This window comes from Bradyrhizobium sp. LMG 9283 (assembly GCF_045571415.1).
Lineage (GTDB): Bacteria > Pseudomonadota > Alphaproteobacteria > Rhizobiales > Xanthobacteraceae > Bradyrhizobium.
Genome location: NZ_CP120691.1, coordinates 2,903,930 through 2,923,187 on the forward strand (window position 1 = coordinate 2,903,930; position 19,258 = coordinate 2,923,187).

Genomic DNA, 19,258 nt, shown 5'->3' on the forward strand with positions numbered 1-19,258 from the left:
AGAGTTTCTTGCGGCTACGTTCAAATCCGCGCTGGCCGAGCAAGAAGACGCGACGGCCGCTCAGGCAGGTGCGGGGCCGCAAGGGACGAACGACGAGGTGCCTGCGAGCGAACCCGCGAAACCGGGCGCACAGGATGAGAGGTCCGCAAGGACGGCCGCCTCGTCGGACACGCATGTGGTCCAACTCGATCCGACCGAGCTCTTGGCGGAATCGCATGAAGACGCGCCCAGACCGAGCACCGCTCGTGGCGAAGCAGTCGCCGCTGCGAGCTCTGGGGTTGGGGGTGAGGACGGCGACGATGTCGATTCTTGCGAGCACCATGTTCGCACCTCAGCCGACCTTAGTAGCGTCAATGGCGTCAACTCGCTGTCAGCGGATTCCGACCTCGGAAGCACTCAATCGCTCGGCGGCTCAACGTTCGAATCCGTTCGGTCTAATGTGCTTTGCGACTCGTTTAGCCCATCAATCGTCAGCTCCTTTCCCTTGCTTGGAATGGTCGGCGATCTGAGCAATGACGTGGTGAAAGGGATTGCGCCGGCCGCGGTGGCGGTGCCGCCGCCGCTCACGACGACGTGCGACACCGTCAGCACGCTATCCGATAACGAGGCCTGTCTCGCGCCGCTCCAGGCGACGGCGCAGCCGACGCTCACGACCCTGGTCGCCACCGCGGGCACGCTGCCCAACGACGTGGTTGGTACGATTGCGCCGGTCGCGGCGGCGGTGCCGGCACTCGCGACGGCGGCCGACAGCGTCAGCGGGCTGCCCAACGACGTGGTTGGCGCGATCGCGCCGCTCGAGGCGGCGACGCAGCCGACGCTATCGATTCTGGCCGACACCGCGGGCACGCTGCCCAACGACGTGGTTGCGACGGTTGCGCCAGTCGCGGCGGCGGTGCTGCCGATACTCGCCACGGCGACCGACACCATCAGTACGTTGCCCAACGACGTCGCCGGCGCGATCGCGCCGCTCGAGGCGGCGACGCAGCCGACGCTATCGATTCTGGCCGACACCGCGGGCACGCTGCCCAACGACGTGGTTGCTACGATTGCGCCAGTCGCGGCGGCGGTGCTGCCGACACTCGGGGCGGCGACCGACACCGTCAGCACGCCGTCCAACGACGTGGTTGGTACGATTGCGCCGGTCGCGGCGGTGATGCCGGCACTCGCGACGGCGGCCGACAGCGTCAGCGCGCTGCCCAACGACGTGGTTGGCGCGATCGCGCCAGTTGCGGCGGCGGTGCTGCCGACACTCGCGGCGGCGACCGACACCGTCAGCACGCTGTCCAACGACGTGGTTGCTACGATTGCGCCCGTCGAGGCGGTTCTGATGCCGGCACTTGCGACGGCGACCGACACCGTCAGCACACTACCCAACGAAGTGGTTGGTGCAATTGCGCCGCTCGAGGCGGCAGTGCCGCCGGCACTCGCCGCGGCGACCGACACCGTCAGCACGCTATCCAACGACGTGGTTGGAACGATTGCGCCGGTCGAGGCGGCGGTGCCGCCGGCACTCGCCACGGCGACCGACACCGTCAGCACGCTATCGAACGACGTGGTTGGCGCAATTGCGCCGGTCGAGGCGGCGGTGCTGCCGGCACTCGCGACGGCGACCGACACCGTCAGCACACTACCCAACGACGTGGTTGGAACGGTTGCACCGGTCGAGGCGGCGGTGCCGAGGGCACTCGCCACGCCGACCGATACCGTCAGCACGCTATCGAACGACGTGGTTGGCGCAATTGCGCCGGTCGAGGCGGCAGTGCCGCCAGCCCTCGCGACGGCGACCGACACGGTTAGCATGCTGAGCAACGAGGTGGTTGGCCCGACGCCAGGTCCAGACACGCAGTCGACCGCGTTGTCGCAAACCGTTGCATCGGATAGCACGGGAGCTCACATCCTTGAGATCGTGGAGTCGCCACTGACTATGGGTAACGGTGCGCCTGGTGATATATCACAGCCCGCCGACGCGCTTGGCGATGCTCTTGCGAGCGCGGCGCCCGCTCTTGGGACGAGCGAGCCTGTGCTCACCACAACAGCTGCCGCTCCGACCGATGCGCCGAGCGAGCTGTCGCATCCGGCCGATACGACCAGTGTGGCTGGCGACGCTCTGGCGAGTACGGCGCCGGTCGCTAACATGAGCGAGCCCGTGCTCACCACAACGGCTGCCGCTCTGACCAATCCGACCAGCGACGTGTCGCATCCGGTCGACACGGGCGGTGTGGCGGGTGATTCTCTTGCGAGTACTGCGCCGGTCGCTGACGCGGGCGAGCCAGCGCTCGCCACGACGGCTGCAGCTCTGACCAATCCGACCAGCGACGCGTCGCATCCGGTCGACACGGGCAGCGTGGCGGGCGATTCTCTTGCGAGTACGGCGCCGGTCGCTGACGCGGGCGAGCCAGCGCTCGCCACAACGGCTGCAGCTGTAACCGATCCGCCGAACGATGTGTTGCAACCGCCCGACACGGGCAGTGTGGCTGGCGATGTTGTGGTGAGTGCGGCGCCGGTCGCGGACACGGGCGAGCCGGTGCTCGCCACAACGGCTGCGGCTGCGACCGATCTGCCGAACGACCTGTCGCAACCGGCCGACACGGACAGTGTGGCTGGCGATGCTTTGGCGAGTGCGGCGCCGGTCGCGGACACGAGCCAGCCGGTGCTCACCAGCGCCGGAGACTCGCTCAGCAACGCAACAACCGAGCCGGTAGAGCCGGCCGTGCCGGACACCGGCAGCGCTCAAACTTCAGGATCGGCCGACACGCTTCTTGCGCTCGCCAGCACAGCTGACGCACCGATCGAGAGTTCGGGATCCGCCACCACTGGCCCGGAGAACGTCGTCACGGACACATCGAATGCCGCGGCAACGACTGCCGTCTCGAGCGACGCCATCGCGTTGAACGATGCGCCACCGCCGCCGTCAGATTCGCTGTTCAACGGAAACCAATATACAGACTATGGCGTCACGCTTAGCAGCGACATCGCGCCCTCCCAAACCGCCATGTCTCAGGCGGAAACCGTCTCGGCTCAAGACAATTCAGCGCCGGTGCCTGCCGATGTCCAAAAGCCCGTGCCGCCGCCTCCCGACATCGTGGATAGTACTCCGATCGATCACGTTGGAACTCACGATGCCATCCTGTAGTGGGAGGCAAACATGGCAGCTGTCGAGACACTGGACGATCCGCAGCGCACGCACTCCACAGCTCAACTTCGCGTCGCACCCAGCGGCGATGCCCGCAACTATGTCGGACCTGTCGACGCGATGGCCGGCTGGCGTTCGGTGGCGCGCACCAACCTGATAGCAGTCGCGGCGTTTTCGGTTGTTGTGAATCTGCTGATGCTCACGTTGCCGATCTACCTCTTTCAAATATCCGATCGCGTGCTGACGAGCCGTAGTCTCGAGACACTGCTGATGCTCTCGGTTCTCGCGCTGACGTTCATCGGTATTCTCTCGATCGTCGACATTCTGCGTCGGCAGGTGCTGGGGCGTCTTGCGACCAAGATGGAGGCGGTGCTCGGCGGCGCAGTGCTGGCGAGCAGCATCAACAATGCCAGGGCTGGCGAGGGCGGAACCATCCAGGCGATCCGCAGCCTTCACCAGGTGCGGGGCTTCATCTCGAGCCCTATCATGCTTCTACTGATGGACGCGCCACTCGCACCCCTCTACTTCGCGGTCATATTCCTCGTTCACCGACATCTGGGCTGGATCGCAGTCGTATCGGGCTTGGTCCTCGCATTGATTGCGCTGATCAACCAAAAAGCGACCTCGGAGCGTCTGAGCGAGGCAGGCCTGCATGCCGCCGAGGCTGATGCGGCGGCCGAGTCGCTGGCGCGAAATTCGCAGGTGATCAACGCGATGGGAATGCTGAGCGAAAGCATTCTCCACTGGGGGCGCCGGCAGGCGCCGGCGCTGACGGTGCAGAGCCAGGCCCTTGACCGGAATTTCTGGATCAGCGGTGCGTCGAAGTTCGTCCGGCTCGTGGCCCAGATCACTATCCTCGGCACTGGGGCCTATCTGGCCCTCCACGCCGAGATCACGGGGGGCATGATGATCGCGGCTTCGATCATTGCCGGCCGCGCCCTGCAGCCGCTCGAGGGTTTAATCGAGGGATGGCGGAGCTGCGTCCAGGCGCGATCGGCCTATGCCCGCGTAAAGCAGGCCATCGAGTCATTCCAGCGCGAGACGCCCAAGCTGCGCTTGCCCAGACCGCAAGGGCGCCTGAGCGTTGACCGAGTCTTGTACCTGCCGCCCGGCTCGAAGGAGCCGGTACTCAATGGTGTGTCGCTCGAGCTCGCTCCCGGAGAGTCTTTGGCCATTGTCGGACCGTCTGGATCGGGCAAGTCAACTCTCGCGCGCATTCTGGTGGGTTGTCTGGTGCCGACGGCCGGCAAGGTCAGGCTGGACGGAACGGAGCTGCGCAACTGGGATCGCCGCCAGTTCGGCGAATATACCGGCTACCTGCCCCAGGAGGTCGAGCTATTTCCCGGGACCATCAAGCAGAACATCTGCCGCATGCGCGACGATTTGCCCGACGAGAGCATCTATGAGGCGGCGATGTTGTCGGGCATTCACGACATGGTCTGCCAGTTGAGGCAGGGATACGAGACCGTGCTCGACCGCAGTGGTGGGCCGCTCTCGGGAGGACAGAAGCAACGCATCGCGCTCGCCCGGGCTTTCTTCGGTAATCCGTCCCTTGTCGTGCTCGACGAGCCCAACTCGAATCTCGATGCGGCGGGCGAACAAGCTCTGACCGAGACCCTGCAGCGCGCCAAGAGGCGGGGGGTCACCGCGGTGGTCGTAACTCTGCGTCCAGCGCTACTGAACAGTGTTGACAAAGTGCTCATACTGCGGGCCGGACGCGCGGAAGCATTCGGTTCTCCGAGCGAGGTGTTGCATCGCTTGGTTCGGCCGCCGGGCAGGACCGGCGGAGATGAGCCGGAGCAGCCGCAGCGCATCGAATCCTCGGGCGGGTGACCAGCGCGGGAGGACAGCATGAGAGCGGTAAAGGACGACATCGGCGAGTGGTACCGCGGTGTTCCGCTGAGCGCCAAATGGCCCATCTTCACCGGCCTCGCCATCCTGGTTGTTTGGCTCGGGTGTTTCGGCGTTTGGGCCGCAGTTGCCCCACTCAACAGTGCGGTCGTCGCGTCGGGCACGTTCGTGGCTACCGGGCAGAACAAGCTAGTCCAGCACTTCGAGGGCGGCATCATCCGCGAGATCGCGGTCAAGGAAGGCGATGTCGTCGAGGCGAACCAGGTACTTGTGCGCATGGACGATACCGCCGCCAATGCTAAGCTGAGGCGGCTGATTTTGAAGAAGTATCGGCTGCTCGCCATGAAGGCGCGCCTGGAAGCTGAAATGAGCTCTTCGGACGCCATCGAAACTCCGGCCGAATTCAGCGAGGGCGCACGTGATCCCGAAATCAAAGCGATTCTTGAGCGGCAGCGTGCCGAGCTTCAGGCACGCCGGGCTAGTCTGGTGACCGAGGAAAGCGTACTCGTGAAGCAGATCGCCGGGCTGGAGGAAAGCATCCGCGGATATCAGGCGCAAGTTCAGTCCACCAAAGAGCGTATTGCCTTGTTCGCCGAAGAGCTGAAGGACAAGAATTCGCTTCTTGGTCAGCAGTTGGTCCGCAAGTCGGATGTGCTAGCGTTGCGACGCTCGGAGGCGAGTCTCGGGGGCGATCTCGGCGAGTATCTCGGCCGCATCGCCGACTCGAAGGAGCGGGTCGCTCAGGCCAACGAAAGAATAACGCAGCTCCACGCGACGGCGCTCCGGGACTCAATAAAGGAACTGCGCGAGACCGAGGCGGAGCTGGACGACGCGGAGGAGCAGATTCGCGCCGCTCAGGATGTGGTCGATCGGGTCGATGTCCGTTCGCCGGTCCGAGGTATTGTGGTGAAGAACAACTTCCATACACCGGGCGGCGTCGTTTCTCCTGGTGCCGGCATTCTCGAGCTCCTGCCGATCGGCGACGAGCGCATCATCGAGGCACATGTGAATCCCAAAGACATTTCGCACGTGAGCGTAGGCCAGGACGCGCTCGTACGCCTGTCTGCGCTCAACCAGCGTATTACGCCTATGGTCGAGGCAAGCGTCGTTTACGTGTCAGCGGACACTGTATCGGAAAAAGAGGCAAGGACGGAAACACACCGTGACAATGACACGCGCCGAGGGTATTATGTCGTTCGGGTGCGCCTCGACCAAGATGATGTTGTCAGACGGATGCCTGAATTTATCCCGACGCCCGGAATGCCCGCCGACGTCTACATCAAGACCGGAGAGCGTACGTTTTTCGAGTACATCATGAAACCTATCCTCGACAGCTTCTCCCGCGCTTTTCGTGAAACCTGATAGGCGACATAATCGACGAACGCCGATGCGCGGCCGCGTGTCCCGCACTCCGTGGTGGCCGCCGACAGCGCTACACAGGCAAGCAGCAGGCCATTGCTCGTCTTCGTTCTTGCCTGCCCACTGTCTCAGCTCCCGTCGAAGGTCACGGCTCGCGTTCTAACGCAGGATGACCTCTTTGGTGTGGCATTCTTGCGTGGCGCCTTTTCTTGGGAAGAAGGATTTGCCTCCGGAGTAGACCACAACGGCCCCAGCCTGCACGTTTTTCCGGATCGAAAAACGAGCGCCTGAAGCAAGCGCAAGCGTGCCTAGAGCTTCGGAAGAATATGACGCTCGCAGGTGATCGCTGTCAGGGGCGCGCCGGCTACACCCGTATGCGATACCTCGTTGTTCGGAGCCTTCGCGCGCGCGACGCCGACGCTGATCGTCGTCTTTCTCTCGCGCGCCGCGCTTCCGCCCTTCGAACTTTCTCTCGGAGCCGCTGCAATTGAGCGAGCAGGCTAACGAGCTCGATCGTTGTGTGACGCAGAACAGTCAGGCTACAAACCCCACTACTCACTACAAACACCCCCAAACAGGCCCTTGCCGAATCCGTGACGGGAAGCTCGGATTAGTGATGACGTGCCAATGAGGTCTAGGCGATGGGCCCTCGAGCCGTCCGTTCGCTTTACGACGATACGCGGAAATATTTTCGAGCATTATCCTAATGCGTCGCAACAAGATGCGTGCATCGGAAAAGGAGAATCGGGGCGCCTCTCTGAAACGGACCCGTCACTTGCATCAGCACGAGGGAGCCGCACCAAGGATCTCCGCCGTCCGGACGATCGGCTCCTCGACCCAGGCCTCGCGGGCGAACCAGTTGTGATTGGCCTGACAGATCGGACAACGCGTATTGCCGAAAAACACGATGCTCCGCAGGAAAGTTTCACGATCGGATTTGATGCCGGTGGGAATCGCGCGACCGGTTTGCGGACACTTGACCATGATCATGCCCATGCGAGCCTCCTGAAATACGTATTTTGTTTTTGTCGAGTGAAAGGGCCGGCCGGCTGGAGTGCGCTCTCGTCGGTGCGGGTGACTTGGGGGGCATCGCACCTGGGGTCGTTGTTCGAGCAAAGGGCAGCTTGCTCGTGACGACGCTTCTCCAGCCGACCGGATTCCTATTTGGCGAGTTATTGGGATGCCGCAGGCTTTCGCGGCAACGCTGAATGATGCTCCGACCTCAACCGAAAGCTTCTGGGAGGCCACTAACAATTATCGTGTCGAAATCCCTGCGACTTCGTGCGGAACGTTCCGCTTGCGACGAAACCATTTTCTTCCTCTCGACGGACGGATCGGGCAACCGAATCACTCGTTTCACTCCCTCTGAGCAGTTCGTTAATATTCTCTGTTTGCATTTAATGTGCAAATAAAAATTTGTCTTGTCGGTCTGATTGGCGACTCTCGATCGATTTATTTTTTACGTGGCGCGATGCAGCGAAAATGTCGATCTTTTTTCTCGTAGACTTCAGCAGGCCCATTCTCGACGTCGGTTCGGTGCCTGCTGCGCTTTGTGCGTAGTATTGAATGATCGCACGAGGTTCAACTATGAAACAAATTTTGATTGTAAGCTAAATATATAAATCTCGTTGTTAATTGCTGCCGATCACGTAAGCTAAACTCGTCCTAGTTTCTTCGGCTGGAGGAGACGATGTGGGAATTAATTCTTAACAAGGGCGACCTCACCTCGGAGACACCGCAGTTGGCTCAGATGCGCGCGGAATTGGTCAGTATTGGCGAGAAGGAGCGCATTCTGAGAGAACGGAGTGCGGATCGCGAAGCCTATCGGTACCTCTTGGATGCTCATCGGTTGATCGCGAGAGCGAGCCTCCTTGGAGAGCAGGTCTTGAACATTTCTCCGCCAGAAGGGGGCAAGGACGGTCAGCTCGCGGCATGACCGACTGAATTGTCATTTCGAAACGTGCCGACCGGGTCGCGTGTGTTCGGCTGAACGGGAATCGTAAACGCCGCAGGCCGGGCGAGATTGAGTGTCGCAGGCGGCGGCCGTCCGTTTGTCGGGTGCCGCCAAAAACAGCGCATCCCGGAGGCTGTCGTCGCCTCGCCGGTGCAGGGCGAGGCAGATTGTTCACATTGGTTGAAGCCGTGCTGGAAAGATCGTCGGCAGAGATGGTGTTGAGACCGGCTCCGGATGCAGTGTTCGCGCTGCTGGACGGGCGATCAATGCTGTTCAGCGAAGCAGGGCAGAAGATCTTCGAACTCGACCGGGTAGGGGCATTCATTTGGTGTAAGTTGGCGCAAGGCGCCTCTCTGGAAGACGTCTGTCAGGGGCTTGGGGCGCTGGGCATTGACGAGCACACGGCACGCCAGTTCACGCGACAGATCATAAATGTCTGGATCGATCGAGCGCTGCTCAAAGTCGATTGGCGAATGGCGACCGATTGCGCCTTCTCGGCCAATCTAGGTCGGCACAGAATAAGCGTCCGGGCGGCAAATCGGGACCTCTTGAGACGGCTGCTTTCGCCATTTTGTGTTTCGGACCAGGGCGCCGGCGGCGAAGGCGACATCACGATCGAGGCAATGATGCTGGACCAGCAAGTGTTCTTGCGCGGAGAGGATTCCAGTATCTCCAGATGTGAAGTCGAAGCACTGGCTCCTACCATCAAAGCTCACGTCACCGAGCGGCTTATTCGAAGCAATCGTTGGGTCTTCTCCCTTCATGCCGCTTCTCTCGTGAAAGACGGCCTGGGCCTGCTGCTATGCGGCCAACCGGGAGCTGGAAAGTCTACCCTCACGCTGCAGCTGGTGGACGCTGGACTTCGGTACGCCGGCGATGACGTTGCGCTGGTTGGCGCTGACGGAACGATCTGCGGAATCCCGTTTGCGCTCACCCTCAAGGAGGGATCGTGGGACTTGCTCTCGCGACTACATGGCGACCGGTACGACGCGACGCATTGCCGCTCCGACGGCGTTCGGGTGCGGTACCTACCCATTGCGGATGCGCAGAACCAATGCGTTTGCGCAAGCTGGATCATCTTCCTGAACCGGGTCGCGGGCGGTCCGACCGAACTAACTGCGATAGATCAGTTGGATTCGATGAAGCGGCTCGTCGAGAACGCATTTGCTGCTGATGGAAGACTGTCGCAGGCCGGCTTCTTCGCTTTAAAGCGGATTGTCGCGGGCGCGCGATCGCTTCAACTCACCTACTGCGAGGCCGCGGAGGCTCGGCGTTTGCTTATGGAATTGTGCAATGGCAAGGCATAGCGGCGCGCTCACGAGCCTCTGCAACTGCTTGCGAGGCATGCCACCCGTCGATGTAGAGTGGACGTCCGTGATCGGGCTCGCAAATCAGACCCTGACGACGCCGGCGCTCATCGATTTTGTCGACAAATTTGCGTCGATGCTGCCGGAGGACGTCTGCACATATATTCGCCATATCCACCACCGAAACGTGCTGCGCAACAATCGCCTCCTCGCTCAACTGGAGGACGCAGTCGTTGCTATGAACGGCCTGGGAATTACGCCGATTATGCTCAAGGGGGCATCGACACTGGCGACCGCGCCCGAAGAGCGACGAGGCGTTCGGCTAATGTCCGATCTGGACGTTATGGTTATGCCGGACGAGGCCGGAATGGCAGCCGCCGCTCTATGTGCAATTGGTTACGATATCAACTATCAAACCCCTCCCGAAAGCCAGAGATGGCACGTCGAGCTGAATCGGCCGCAGGATGTCGGGAGCATCGACCTGCAGCAGGCAGCTCCAGGGCCTGCGTGCCTCTATCAGAGCTTCGGGCATGCGCTGAACCATTGCGTCCCAGCGCCGCTGGGACGGGGACGCGTGTATATCCCCACGCCTGCCTACCAAGCGCTCATGTTGATCATCCATGATCAGTTTCAAGACTATGGTTATTGGCTCGGCGACCTCGACCTGCGGCACCTTGTTGAATTACGCAATCTAAACAATTCCGCCGAGGGCCTCGATTGGGGGGAGCTCACCTCATTTGTCTCGGGCGAATTGATGAAGAACGCGGTTGAAACCCAGCTGTTCGCTCTTGCTGAGCTCCTTGGCGTCGAGATTCCGCGCGCGTTACGCTCCCGATTGATTCCCCGATTGCAGTTCATGCGACAGTTGATGCAAGCACGCTTTCCGGCCACGCGCGTGCCTCTACTGGCGATGAACGTTCTGGACCTCAGAAATTACCGCAGGGAGGCGACTATTGTCTCGACCAAAACCAGCGCGAGCCAACGTGGATTGTGGTCTGTGCCAAGAGCGAGCACCTTGCACTTTCTGTTGAATGCGACGACCGCAGTTCGGGCGGGAAAGGTCTAGAGACTGCGGCCGTCTCACGAGCGTTGTCGAGAGAGTGTGGCGGCACGTCTCTTGGCGGAGCGAGTTCTCGACCTGCTACCTGCTCCAGGTGGTGAGGGAACTGCCCGGAAATCCGCAGAGCCGAACATTCTCAGCCGGCCCGAGGTGCGTCCAGTCGCGCAGAGCTAGGAATGCTCTCGACCACCAGCATTCCGTTCGGACGATTCGCCGTTCTCGCGGATTCTGAACTCCTCGAGCGTGTGGCCCGATTGGAGGGCGGCAACCAACCAGCGGGGCTGCTTACCACGTCCTGACCAAGTCTCTGTTGGCTGAAGCGGGTTGTAGTACTTCGGCACCACCTTCGGGTATTTGCGACGGGGCGGCTGGCCTGTTCCCGCCTCTGCCGCCCCGCTTTCAGCTCCACCGAGTTGATCCGGCTGGTTCAGTTGCGCAAGACGCTTTTCCAGTTCTCGCTTTTCGGCAGTGATTTTTTCGGCAAGAATCTTAGTCAGCTCCTCATGAAGGAGCCAAAGTTCCTCAAAATCCATGGCTTCGAGATCTTGCCTTCGCATAGCATTTCTCGACACCGTTCGACTGCCCCGTTGTCTCTTCGTCTGAGTGACGAATGATGTTTGACCGAGATCAACGCCCCCGCGACAATATATTTATCATATATTATTTAATAATTTATTGCGACGATTATTTTATTAATTGGTCTCAACGGCAAAAAGCTTGCTGGAGGCGCGGAAAGGAGGCATAGTTTTGATCTAGTATCCTCTTAAACGTCTTCAGGATTCTGTAGGATTCTGTCCGCTGGTTGTAGTTCCCGCGACCGCGTTGTCGGACATCCAGGCCCTGAGTCCCCAAATCGGGCTCAGACGCGCGCTGACGGATATGGGACTATTCGCTCTCCTTTGCTTTTATGTGACCGTCTCACGGTAATAAGGCTGCCCAGACATGGGGCGCCTAATTCCTCTCCTTGACGCTGCTTGAGCGGTTCCCCAGCTGCAATTTGGGCGTGTGGTATTTCCTCTTCGCAGTTAAATTGTGCGGATTGGCCATTTTCCCGGCTTGATTACTAACCGCGGCCCGGTTATTTGGAGCGCAGGTTTCAGATCGGTTCCATACATTGTCTTGGGATAATCCGGCGCTCTGTCTTGATTAATATATTGACAGAGGCGATATTGGATTGGGCGCAACTACACGGTGAGAGCATGTCAGCTAAGAAACTCGAATTAGAAACGATGTCCCTTGACGATCTCTGGTCGCTGCATGAGGAAATTAGCGGAATTCTGTCTGATCGGATCAAGGCAGAAAAGAACGAGCTGGAAAAGCGCTTGGCGGCACTTGGGGGCGGGATGGCTGCTTGGGCGGATTCCAGCTCGGCAGGCGTGTCTTCGACCGACAAGCCGCGACGTAAATATCCTCGGGTGCTGCCGAAATATCGGAATCCGCAGACTTCTGAAACCTGGTCGGGGCGTGGCAAGCGGCCGCGGTGGTTGGTCGCCGCAATGAAGTCTGGCCGAAGGATTGAGGAGTTTCGCATTGGCGATGCAAGTCCGAAGCTTCGTCACCGGGCGTGACTGCGTCTGTTTGATTGGCAGGATTGTAACGGGCGAAACGCCAGCGTTCCCATAACTCGAAGCTCTAATAGGCGTTGCGCCCTCGCAAGACCTCCACGGGAGTTCGCAGCAAGATTGCGATATCCAGCCCGAGACTCCAATTGTCGATGTACCAGAGATCATATTGGACACGTGTTTCGACCGCGACTGCTGTGGGGGTGGGGCCCCGGCAGCCGTGGACTTGGGCCCAACCGGTCAATCCGGGCCTGACCCGATGCCGAAGCGCGTAGTTTCGCACGAGCTTATCAAATTCATTGTCGTGAGCCACGGCATGAGGACGCGGGCCCACCAGCGACATGCTGCCGTCGAGAACATTTAGCAGCTGTGGCAGTTCATCGAAGCTCGTCCGGCGCAGCCATCTGCCGACGCGGGTAACGCGTCGATCGGCGCGGTTGGCCTGAAGGATTACAGGTCCGTCCTCGAGCACATGCATCGTCCGGAATTTGCGGATCAAGAATATTCGGCCGTTGAACCCACAGCGTTGCTGCCGAAAGAATACAGGGCCGCGAGAATCTAGCTTGATCGCCACCGCGGTCAGCGCAAGCAGCGGGGCGAGCATCGCCAGGGCGAGGCCCGCGCCGATAACGTCAATCATCCGCTTAATCGCGCACTCCAGCGGCGTAAGGGGGCCACGCTGGAGTTCTACACATACGGCACTTCCAAGACTCCGCTTAGGGTGTCGAAGCAATTCGGACGTTGTGCCGACGGGCACGAATATGATCGGGAACGGCAAAACGCGCAAATCGGCAACAAAGGCTCGCAATTCGGGCCATCGCTCCGGGTCAGCTTCCACCACCACCTGGTCGAGCTGACAAGTGCGGATGTGGTCGATGACGCGGGCCGTGAGCCGCCTTCGGCAGGCAGGACCGAAGCCAAACGGAGGCAAGCTGAATCGTCCCTTCACGAAATACCCGTGCATTGACAGGGTTTCGGACAATCCCACGTTTTTCGACAATGGTTGATCGCTGATCAGAACAATATTTGTGTTGGCGAACTTCCTGCCGCTCAGGGCCCTTCCGAGAAGCACCTTGACTCCCCACCGCTCGGCCAAAAGCAAACCCAGACCGATGACGACGAAGAGCAGGCCTGCTTGCTTGGAAATTCCCGGGTGAGTTGCAAAGCCGGACACCGCCCAAATGAAAAGCACCGATGACGTCCAAGCCAGACAGACCGCGCGCATCTGATTTCGGAGGGCGAGGAGCTCAACCGGCTGATAAAGCCCGTAGGTCTTCAGCAGGCAAACGAGACAAGCTGCGCTGACCAGCGCAAAGCTGAGTGCGTTGTCCAAGCCGGCCGCAGCTTGCCCGTTCTGGGCTTGGTACAACAATGTAGAAACGATGCTCGCAAACAGAATGGTCGCAATATCCGCGCCAAGCGCCACGTGCTCTACGGCGTCATAACGGAGGGGCCATTTTTGCTGGCGGGATATTGCCGGCTCGGGACTGACACGATCCGTAACCTCCCGTTCGGGGAAATGTCGGTTCACGAAATTCATTGTCGTGGCCCTGCAATTTAATGTTTAATTTATTATTAATTAATCGGGTTTATCAAGTAAAAATCGCGGTTCCAACGATTTGATTCCTGCGCCCTTTGTCGCCGGATCCTCGATCGCCTGGGCGAAAGGTCGCCGCGCCTCTTAGGACTTTTATCGAGAACCCTGGCGGGAATTCCGCGTGCGCATTTGGTCGAGATACGCCGGATCCAGTTCCGAAATCAGGCCCTCGAGATAGGTCTTCCCGTCGGCCGAGGCTGACCGGTACGCGGTCACAAGCGTTGGCCTGAGGGCAGGCCGATGCCTAACGACGAGGCTGATGTCCCGCTTGACCAATTCACGAAACTCGGGCTCCCGCATCACGGCATCTGTAGCGAGCGCGACGGATACGCGTAACGGAACCAGATCCAAGTCATTGGGGGCGGTATAGTACGACATCTTGAGCATCGCTGCCGTGCTGGACTGAGGCGAACTGTGCTTCGACCTCGCCGCAAGCATGAGCCAAATGTCACCCCGGAGCGGCGAAGAGCGCAATGCACGAGCAAACGCACTCGAAGTCACTAGAGGAGCCGTCCTTTGCTCGTCCGCAGCCAGAGCCGAATCCCAGCTGAATCTTGATCCCCCTCGAATCCATAGGTCTTCACGCGCTGCCGCAACCGAAGCCGGTTTCGAGATCCCGTTCGGCCACGCTGCTGCAGTCGACACAACTGACGATAACGAAGATCGTCCACCGAGAAACAACTCAGGGAGGACCATCCATACTGCCTGCATGATCAGCGCGATTCCAAGCACCGTCAGCGTAGCGCGGGGCCACATGGCGACGGATGCTGACGCGAACCTCCGACGAGACGCCGATGCTTGAACTGCGATCCGGTCAGAGGTCTCGTTCGATTCCGAGGGTATGGCGTCGCGTCCCGCGCCGGGGACGCTTTGACCGAACGACAGCCCAAAAAGCGCAGCGACCAGAAGCGATGCGCCTAAACCCAGAATTCCGTGATCAGCAAAGGCCAGTATCGTCACTGCAATCGAAGCGCCGGCGCCCAGGGCTGGAAAGACGTAATCGTAGGTACGCGACAGAGAACGCCTGATCAGAATACAAGCGGCAAGCATTGCAATAACCACGAGTCCGCAAAGGAAGGCCCGGCCCATGTCTATAACGATCGCGGCGGCGGCAGTTGGCCTTTCTCGCGAGGCGCCGACTCCAACGTCCTGATAAATCGGCAAGAGAACGGTAGAAGCACCCGCGCCGGAGCCCGCCGGCCCAATATCCTGTAGCATCCGTTCCGTTGCGGTCTGACTGCTCGTCGACAAGGCGATCGCCAGATCGGTATTCGTCCTGAAGGGAATGACGGTAGCGATGGCAATGAAGACGATCGCGGCGGTTGCGAGAACGCCCGCAGTACCCCACAAGCCCGGGAACCACCCTCGAATGGCGAATACCGAGAGCAAGATTCCAGATCCGATGATGGCGGCAACGACCGCGGTTGAATTGGCCCGAATGAGCAGCGCGGCCATGCAGACAATCATTGCGATAATGGCGGCGGACAAAACAGGGAGCGGGGCTGTCGCGATTGTTCCTGGCCGGCTGTGTCGCAACAACTGATCGACCGCACGCATTGCCGTTGCGCAGGAGAGCAAGACACCGAGCACTGCGACGGTTGAGCCGTCGGGCCCGGCGACACCGGTTGCTTCCTTGTCGAACCACATGGCCGTAGCAATTGTGGCTATCGACAGCAGGACATACAGGACATGCGCTGCGCGATGTCGGTCAAGCGAGATGACGGCCGTGATGAGGGCCGCGGCGAGCACAGCGCAATACTGCGCGAGCGAGAACATGGTCGCCGCGGTATCGACTGTGATCATTTCAGCGAGGGGCTCGTTTAAGGCCGCCGATGCAGTCGCCCAAATGGGATTGCCGAGTGTGCCCCTCGGCATCGGCACTGCCTGCAACGCCATCCAGAGCGCCGGAACCGCGAGTACGACGATGAGACCGGGTCGAAGCAGTTTGGCGAGCCCGAGGGAGGAGGGCGATGGAAAGATCGCTACTACCAGCGCCGCTGCTGAAAGTATCAACGATGCCAACGCCCAGCCTTGCAGGCTTTCGGGCATTGCGAATGCCGCGGTAATCGCCACCAACTCGGCCAATATAACAAGCCGAACCATCATGTAAACACCGTCGTGTGGTGCGGCCGCTCCGCTGGTCCTGCAGGCCGGATGGCGTGCAGGCCGCTACGAGACAGCCTCAAGAGCCAGAAAGACCATAACGGATGTAATGGCTATCATGATAATAGTAGCTCCGGTGACCGTCATATCGAGCCATCGCCTTAGTGTCCGTCTTGCTGAGAACTGCCCCAATCAGCGACTCGTGAATGTTTGGTGCCGTGTGCAGTGCGTGTTGCACGACATCTATTTTGGTCCTGCCCCATTCAACAACGAGAATGTAGCAGTCAATCAGAGATGAAGTGGCTCGAACGTCGACCAATGGAGTCAAGGGAGGAAGGTCGACGATGACGTAGTCATACTCGGCGCGTAAACGGTCGAACAGCTTGCTTATAGCGTCGGCGCAAAGAATTTCGCTGGTGTGGAGCAGAGGTCCCCGTCGCACGGCGGGCAGAAATGCAAGGTTGGTCGTCGGATCCCGCCAGATAGCGTCGGAGAGCGACCGGCTGCCGTTTGCAACTTCGATGATTCCACAGGCCGCTTTTGGCGCAAAGATGGCCGTTAACGAGGGATTCCTGAGGTCGCAATCGACGATGATAGCTTTCTTGCCGGTGTGCCCGACCAATTGCGCGAGCGAGGCTGCAATCGTGGTCTTCCCCTCATTCGGTAAGGCAGAAGTAATGCCGACGACCTGCGAGGAGATTTTCGCCGGATTGTGGTCGATGGCCAGCTTGATCGAACGAATTGCCTCGGTGTATCGAGATAGTGGCATCCCGACCACGGTCCGATGAATTGCGGTTGGAGACGAGACAATCCGCTGCTGAACATCATCATCGGTTTTCTGGAGGCGAACTGGTACATTCGGAGATTTGCGGGCCGGCAACAATGGGACCAGAGATAGACAAGGCAACTCCAGCACGGCTTCCACTTGTGAGGAGGTCCGAAAGACACGGTCCATGAGATCTCTGAGAAGCGCGAGACCGACGCCTAGCGCGAGACCGCCCAAGATGCCGAGCGCCAGTACCAACGGTGTTTTCGGCTTGCTCTTGCTCGCCGGCGGCAAAGCGGGAAAGAGTACCCGCGTGTCCGAGGTGGGAAATGTCTCCTGCTGTGTGGAGCCCATGTAACGCTGTAGGAAGGTCTCGTACAAGCTACGCAAGCCCTTTGCCCGGCTTTCCAAATCCTTGATGGTCAGTTCAGCAGAATTGACCGAACGGGATTGTGAAACGGCTTTGGATAACTGCTTTTCGATTTCTTCCTGGCGCTGTTTGGCGAGTTCGAATTCGCTTCGGCTGACCTCGGCAAGTCTTCTGACCTCGTCGAAAATGGAGACGCGGAACTCTCGTGCGCGGTTCCGGACATTGACGACTGCCAGGTGGTCGCGACCGACCCTGGCCGCCAACTCGGCCTCACGTCTGGTGAGCTCCAGATATTGCTGGCGCAACCCCGTAATGATCTGGCTGTTCAGCGCGTCAGTCCCGATAGCATCCAGATTGTCTATCGAGGACGGATTTTTTGGATCGACGGCAAGGAGAGTTTCATAACGAGTCAACTTGGCCGTGGCTTCAGATGTTTGAGCACGTGCCGCAGCCAATCGATTGTTGATTTCTGTGATCTGCTGCTCGTCGATCGGCTTTCCGTCAAATGAAACGATATTGTTCTGAGTCTTGTAGGCGTCGACGGCGCGCTGCGCAGCGAGAGCTTGGTCACCGAGATCGCGCAGCCTCTCCTGCAGCCAGCTTGTTGCCCTGCGATTGGCGTCGAATTTTGCATTGAGCTGGTCGGTAACATAGGTATTGGCAGCCGCGTTGACGATCTCGGCGGCTCGGGCTGCGTTGCTCGAATTGAAGCTTACCTCAATAACGTTGCTGTACCCGACACGCCCGGCTGAAAGTCGATTGAGAAATGCGTTTACGATAGTGTCCGATGGTCCGGCTTGCGCATCGGATGGCCCATGTTTCTTCGATGCATTCGAGGTCCATGACCGAATTCGCTGCCAGAGCGACTGAAGAGACAGTCCCGACGAATTAAAGTCCGGATCTTCCCTCAGTTTCAATTGATCGATTACCGCAACTGCAGTGGCCTTTGATCTCAGGAGCTGAAGCTGGGTCTCGATTTGATTGAGATCGAAAGCGGGCTCCGCGAGGATCGATTGCTGCTGGACGAATTGGGGTCTTGGATTGGCCAACAGGATCTGAACTTGCGCCGTATAGGTTGGAGGGACCAAACGGAGATAGAGCAGGCTGGCCGCAGTGGCGAGTGCGGCAGTGACAAGGATTACGAGATACTGGCGCCTCAGAAGCCCGATGCCGAAATTGATGACGTCGGTGATTCCTCCGCCGGCTGCCTGGGTGGGTTGGGGCAGCCCGTTTACCGGCAGCCGCATTCTATCCGTATGTTGAAGATTGTTCTGGAGCATCACGTACCTGTCCGACGCTGGTCACGTTGCGGCCTTCCGCCCGCAGACCAACATTTAATAGGACCTGCGGGAAGGTAAGGAATTATATACCTCATAAAAATCCACTTGCCAAATTAAATAAATCATATATTAATTGTTTGCGTGGGTGAAAATAACGATAAGGCGCTTTCTGCTTGAGTATATGCTGAAGAATTCGACGATATTTCCGTAGCTTACGGTTACTTTGGCGGCTTCCGTCGAAAATAGCGCGGGCGTTTAGAGGTGGACTGAGAGGGCGGAAAATTAATTCCGTCGGGGATTATGGTCCACTGCATCGAAGCCGATCCGAACTGAGAGCGGGGCAGAAGGGTACCCAATGTTGGAACTGAGATCCTTGGCGATTCCCGATGTCAAAGTCATTCGCTCAGATCGGTTTTCCGACGCCCGCGGCTACTTCTGCGAAACTTTTCAGCGATCGGCTTTTGCGGAGAAGGGAATTCTCCATGACTTCGTTCAGGATAATGAATCCAGCTCGGATCGGATCGGCACGGTGCGCGGCTTGCATTTCCAGCGGCCGCCCTTCGCGCAGGCGAAGTTGATACGGGTGCTGAGCGGGGCGATTCTCGATATTGCAGTTGACCTTCGGCGTTCATCGCCCAGCTTCGGCAAGCACATCGCGATCCGGTTGGATGGGGAAAACGGTGAGCAGGTGTTCATTCCGAAGGGATTCGCGCACGGCTTCTGTACGCTGCAGCCCAAGACCGTCGTCTTGTACAAAGTCGACCAGGTCTATGCCCCAAGTCATGACGGCGGCGTCTATTGGGCCGATCCAGCATTAGCGATCAAGTGGCCCGTGACGCCCTCAGAGGCCCAGGTGTCGCCAAAGGACCAGACGCTTCCTACGCTCAGCCAGCTCGGTTGCGTTTTCGACTAGTGG

General features: G+C 59.5%; 13 protein-coding genes. 8 read left to right on the forward strand and 5 right to left on the reverse strand.

Translation table 11 applies throughout. The annotated features are described in order from the left end of the window. Nucleotides 1–517 precede the first annotated feature (517 nt). The 3 genes from P6U29_RS13490 to P6U29_RS13500 are packed head-to-tail and all read left to right on the forward strand — an operon-like array spanning nucleotide 518 to nucleotide 6,346. Nucleotides 518–3,133, forward strand: a complete 2,616-nt coding sequence (locus tag P6U29_RS13490; protein ID WP_407118039.1) for a hypothetical protein — start codon at nucleotides 518–520, stop codon at nucleotides 3,131–3,133. 12 nt (nucleotides 3,134–3,145) lie between these two features. Further along, nucleotides 3,146–4,966: a type I secretion system permease/ATPase gene (locus tag P6U29_RS13495; protein ID WP_407118040.1), complete on the forward strand. Its 1,821-nt coding sequence runs from the start codon at nucleotides 3,146–3,148 to the stop codon at nucleotides 4,964–4,966. Nucleotides 4,967–4,984: 18 nt separating this feature from the next. Next, nucleotides 4,985–6,346: an HlyD family type I secretion periplasmic adaptor subunit gene (locus tag P6U29_RS13500; protein WP_407118041.1), complete on the forward strand. Its 1,362-nt coding sequence runs from the start codon at nucleotides 4,985–4,987 to the stop codon at nucleotides 6,344–6,346. A gap of 777 nt (nucleotides 6,347–7,123) precedes the next feature. Here P6U29_RS13500 and P6U29_RS13505 read toward each other — a convergent pair. Further along, entirely contained in the window at nucleotides 7,124–7,339 is a 216-nt protein-coding gene (locus P6U29_RS13505; protein WP_407118042.1) for a hypothetical protein, read from the reverse strand. Nucleotides 7,340–8,033: 694 nt separating this feature from the next. On the opposite strand from P6U29_RS13505, the gene P6U29_RS13510 reads away from it, so the two are divergent. The 3 genes from P6U29_RS13510 (at nucleotide 8,034) to P6U29_RS13520 (ending at nucleotide 10,670) form a co-directional block, all read left to right on the forward strand. After that, the gene (locus P6U29_RS13510; protein ID WP_407118043.1) at nucleotides 8,034–8,279 is read left to right on the forward strand and encodes a hypothetical protein; all 246 of its coding nucleotides are present in this window, start codon (nucleotides 8,034–8,036) and stop codon (nucleotides 8,277–8,279) included. A 185-nt stretch (nucleotides 8,280–8,464) separates the two neighbouring features. Next, nucleotides 8,465–9,604, forward strand: a complete 1,140-nt coding sequence (locus P6U29_RS13515) for a serine/threonine protein kinase (protein WP_407118044.1) — start codon at nucleotides 8,465–8,467, stop codon at nucleotides 9,602–9,604. 37 nt (nucleotides 9,605–9,641) lie between these two features. Then, nucleotides 9,642–10,670, forward strand: a complete 1,029-nt coding sequence (locus P6U29_RS13520) for a nucleotidyltransferase family protein (RefSeq protein WP_407119317.1) — start codon at nucleotides 9,642–9,644, stop codon at nucleotides 10,668–10,670. A gap of 164 nt (nucleotides 10,671–10,834) precedes the next feature. Here the strand turns inward: P6U29_RS13520 and P6U29_RS13525 are convergent, their stop codons facing one another. After that, nucleotides 10,835–11,221, reverse strand: coding sequence for an H-NS family nucleoid-associated regulatory protein (locus P6U29_RS13525; protein ID WP_407118045.1), 387 nt, complete (start codon nucleotides 11,219–11,221; stop codon nucleotides 10,835–10,837). A gap of 642 nt (nucleotides 11,222–11,863) precedes the next feature. Between P6U29_RS13525 and P6U29_RS13530 the strand changes: the two genes are divergently transcribed. Next, nucleotides 11,864–12,232, forward strand: a complete 369-nt coding sequence (locus P6U29_RS13530) for an H-NS family nucleoid-associated regulatory protein (RefSeq protein ID WP_407118046.1) — start codon at nucleotides 11,864–11,866, stop codon at nucleotides 12,230–12,232. 64 nt (nucleotides 12,233–12,296) lie between these two features. On the opposite strand, the gene P6U29_RS13535 is transcribed toward P6U29_RS13530, so the two are convergent. The 3 genes from P6U29_RS13535 to P6U29_RS13545 form a co-directional block, all read right to left on the reverse strand. Further along, nucleotides 12,297–13,766 carry an exopolysaccharide biosynthesis polyprenyl glycosylphosphotransferase gene (locus tag P6U29_RS13535; RefSeq protein ID WP_407118047.1) on the reverse strand — a complete coding sequence of 490 codons (1,470 nt, stop codon included), beginning with the start codon at nucleotides 13,764–13,766 and terminating at the stop codon, nucleotides 12,297–12,299. A 150-nt stretch (nucleotides 13,767–13,916) separates the two neighbouring features. Beyond that, nucleotides 13,917–15,929 (reverse strand): hypothetical protein, encoded by a 2,013-nt coding sequence (locus P6U29_RS13540; RefSeq protein ID WP_407118048.1) that lies wholly within the window; start codon nucleotides 15,927–15,929, stop codon nucleotides 13,917–13,919. A 76-nt stretch (nucleotides 15,930–16,005) separates the two neighbouring features. After that, nucleotides 16,006–18,342: an AAA family ATPase gene (locus tag P6U29_RS13545; protein WP_407119318.1), complete on the reverse strand. Its 2,337-nt coding sequence runs from the start codon at nucleotides 18,340–18,342 to the stop codon at nucleotides 16,006–16,008. A 355-nt stretch (nucleotides 18,343–18,697) separates the two neighbouring features. Between P6U29_RS13545 and rfbC the strand changes: the two genes are divergently transcribed. Beyond that, nucleotides 18,698–19,255 carry a dTDP-4-dehydrorhamnose 3,5-epimerase gene (gene rfbC, locus P6U29_RS13550; RefSeq protein WP_407118049.1) on the forward strand — a complete coding sequence of 186 codons (558 nt, stop codon included), beginning with the start codon at nucleotides 18,698–18,700 and terminating at the stop codon, nucleotides 19,253–19,255. Nucleotides 19,256–19,258: the final 3 nt, after the last annotated feature.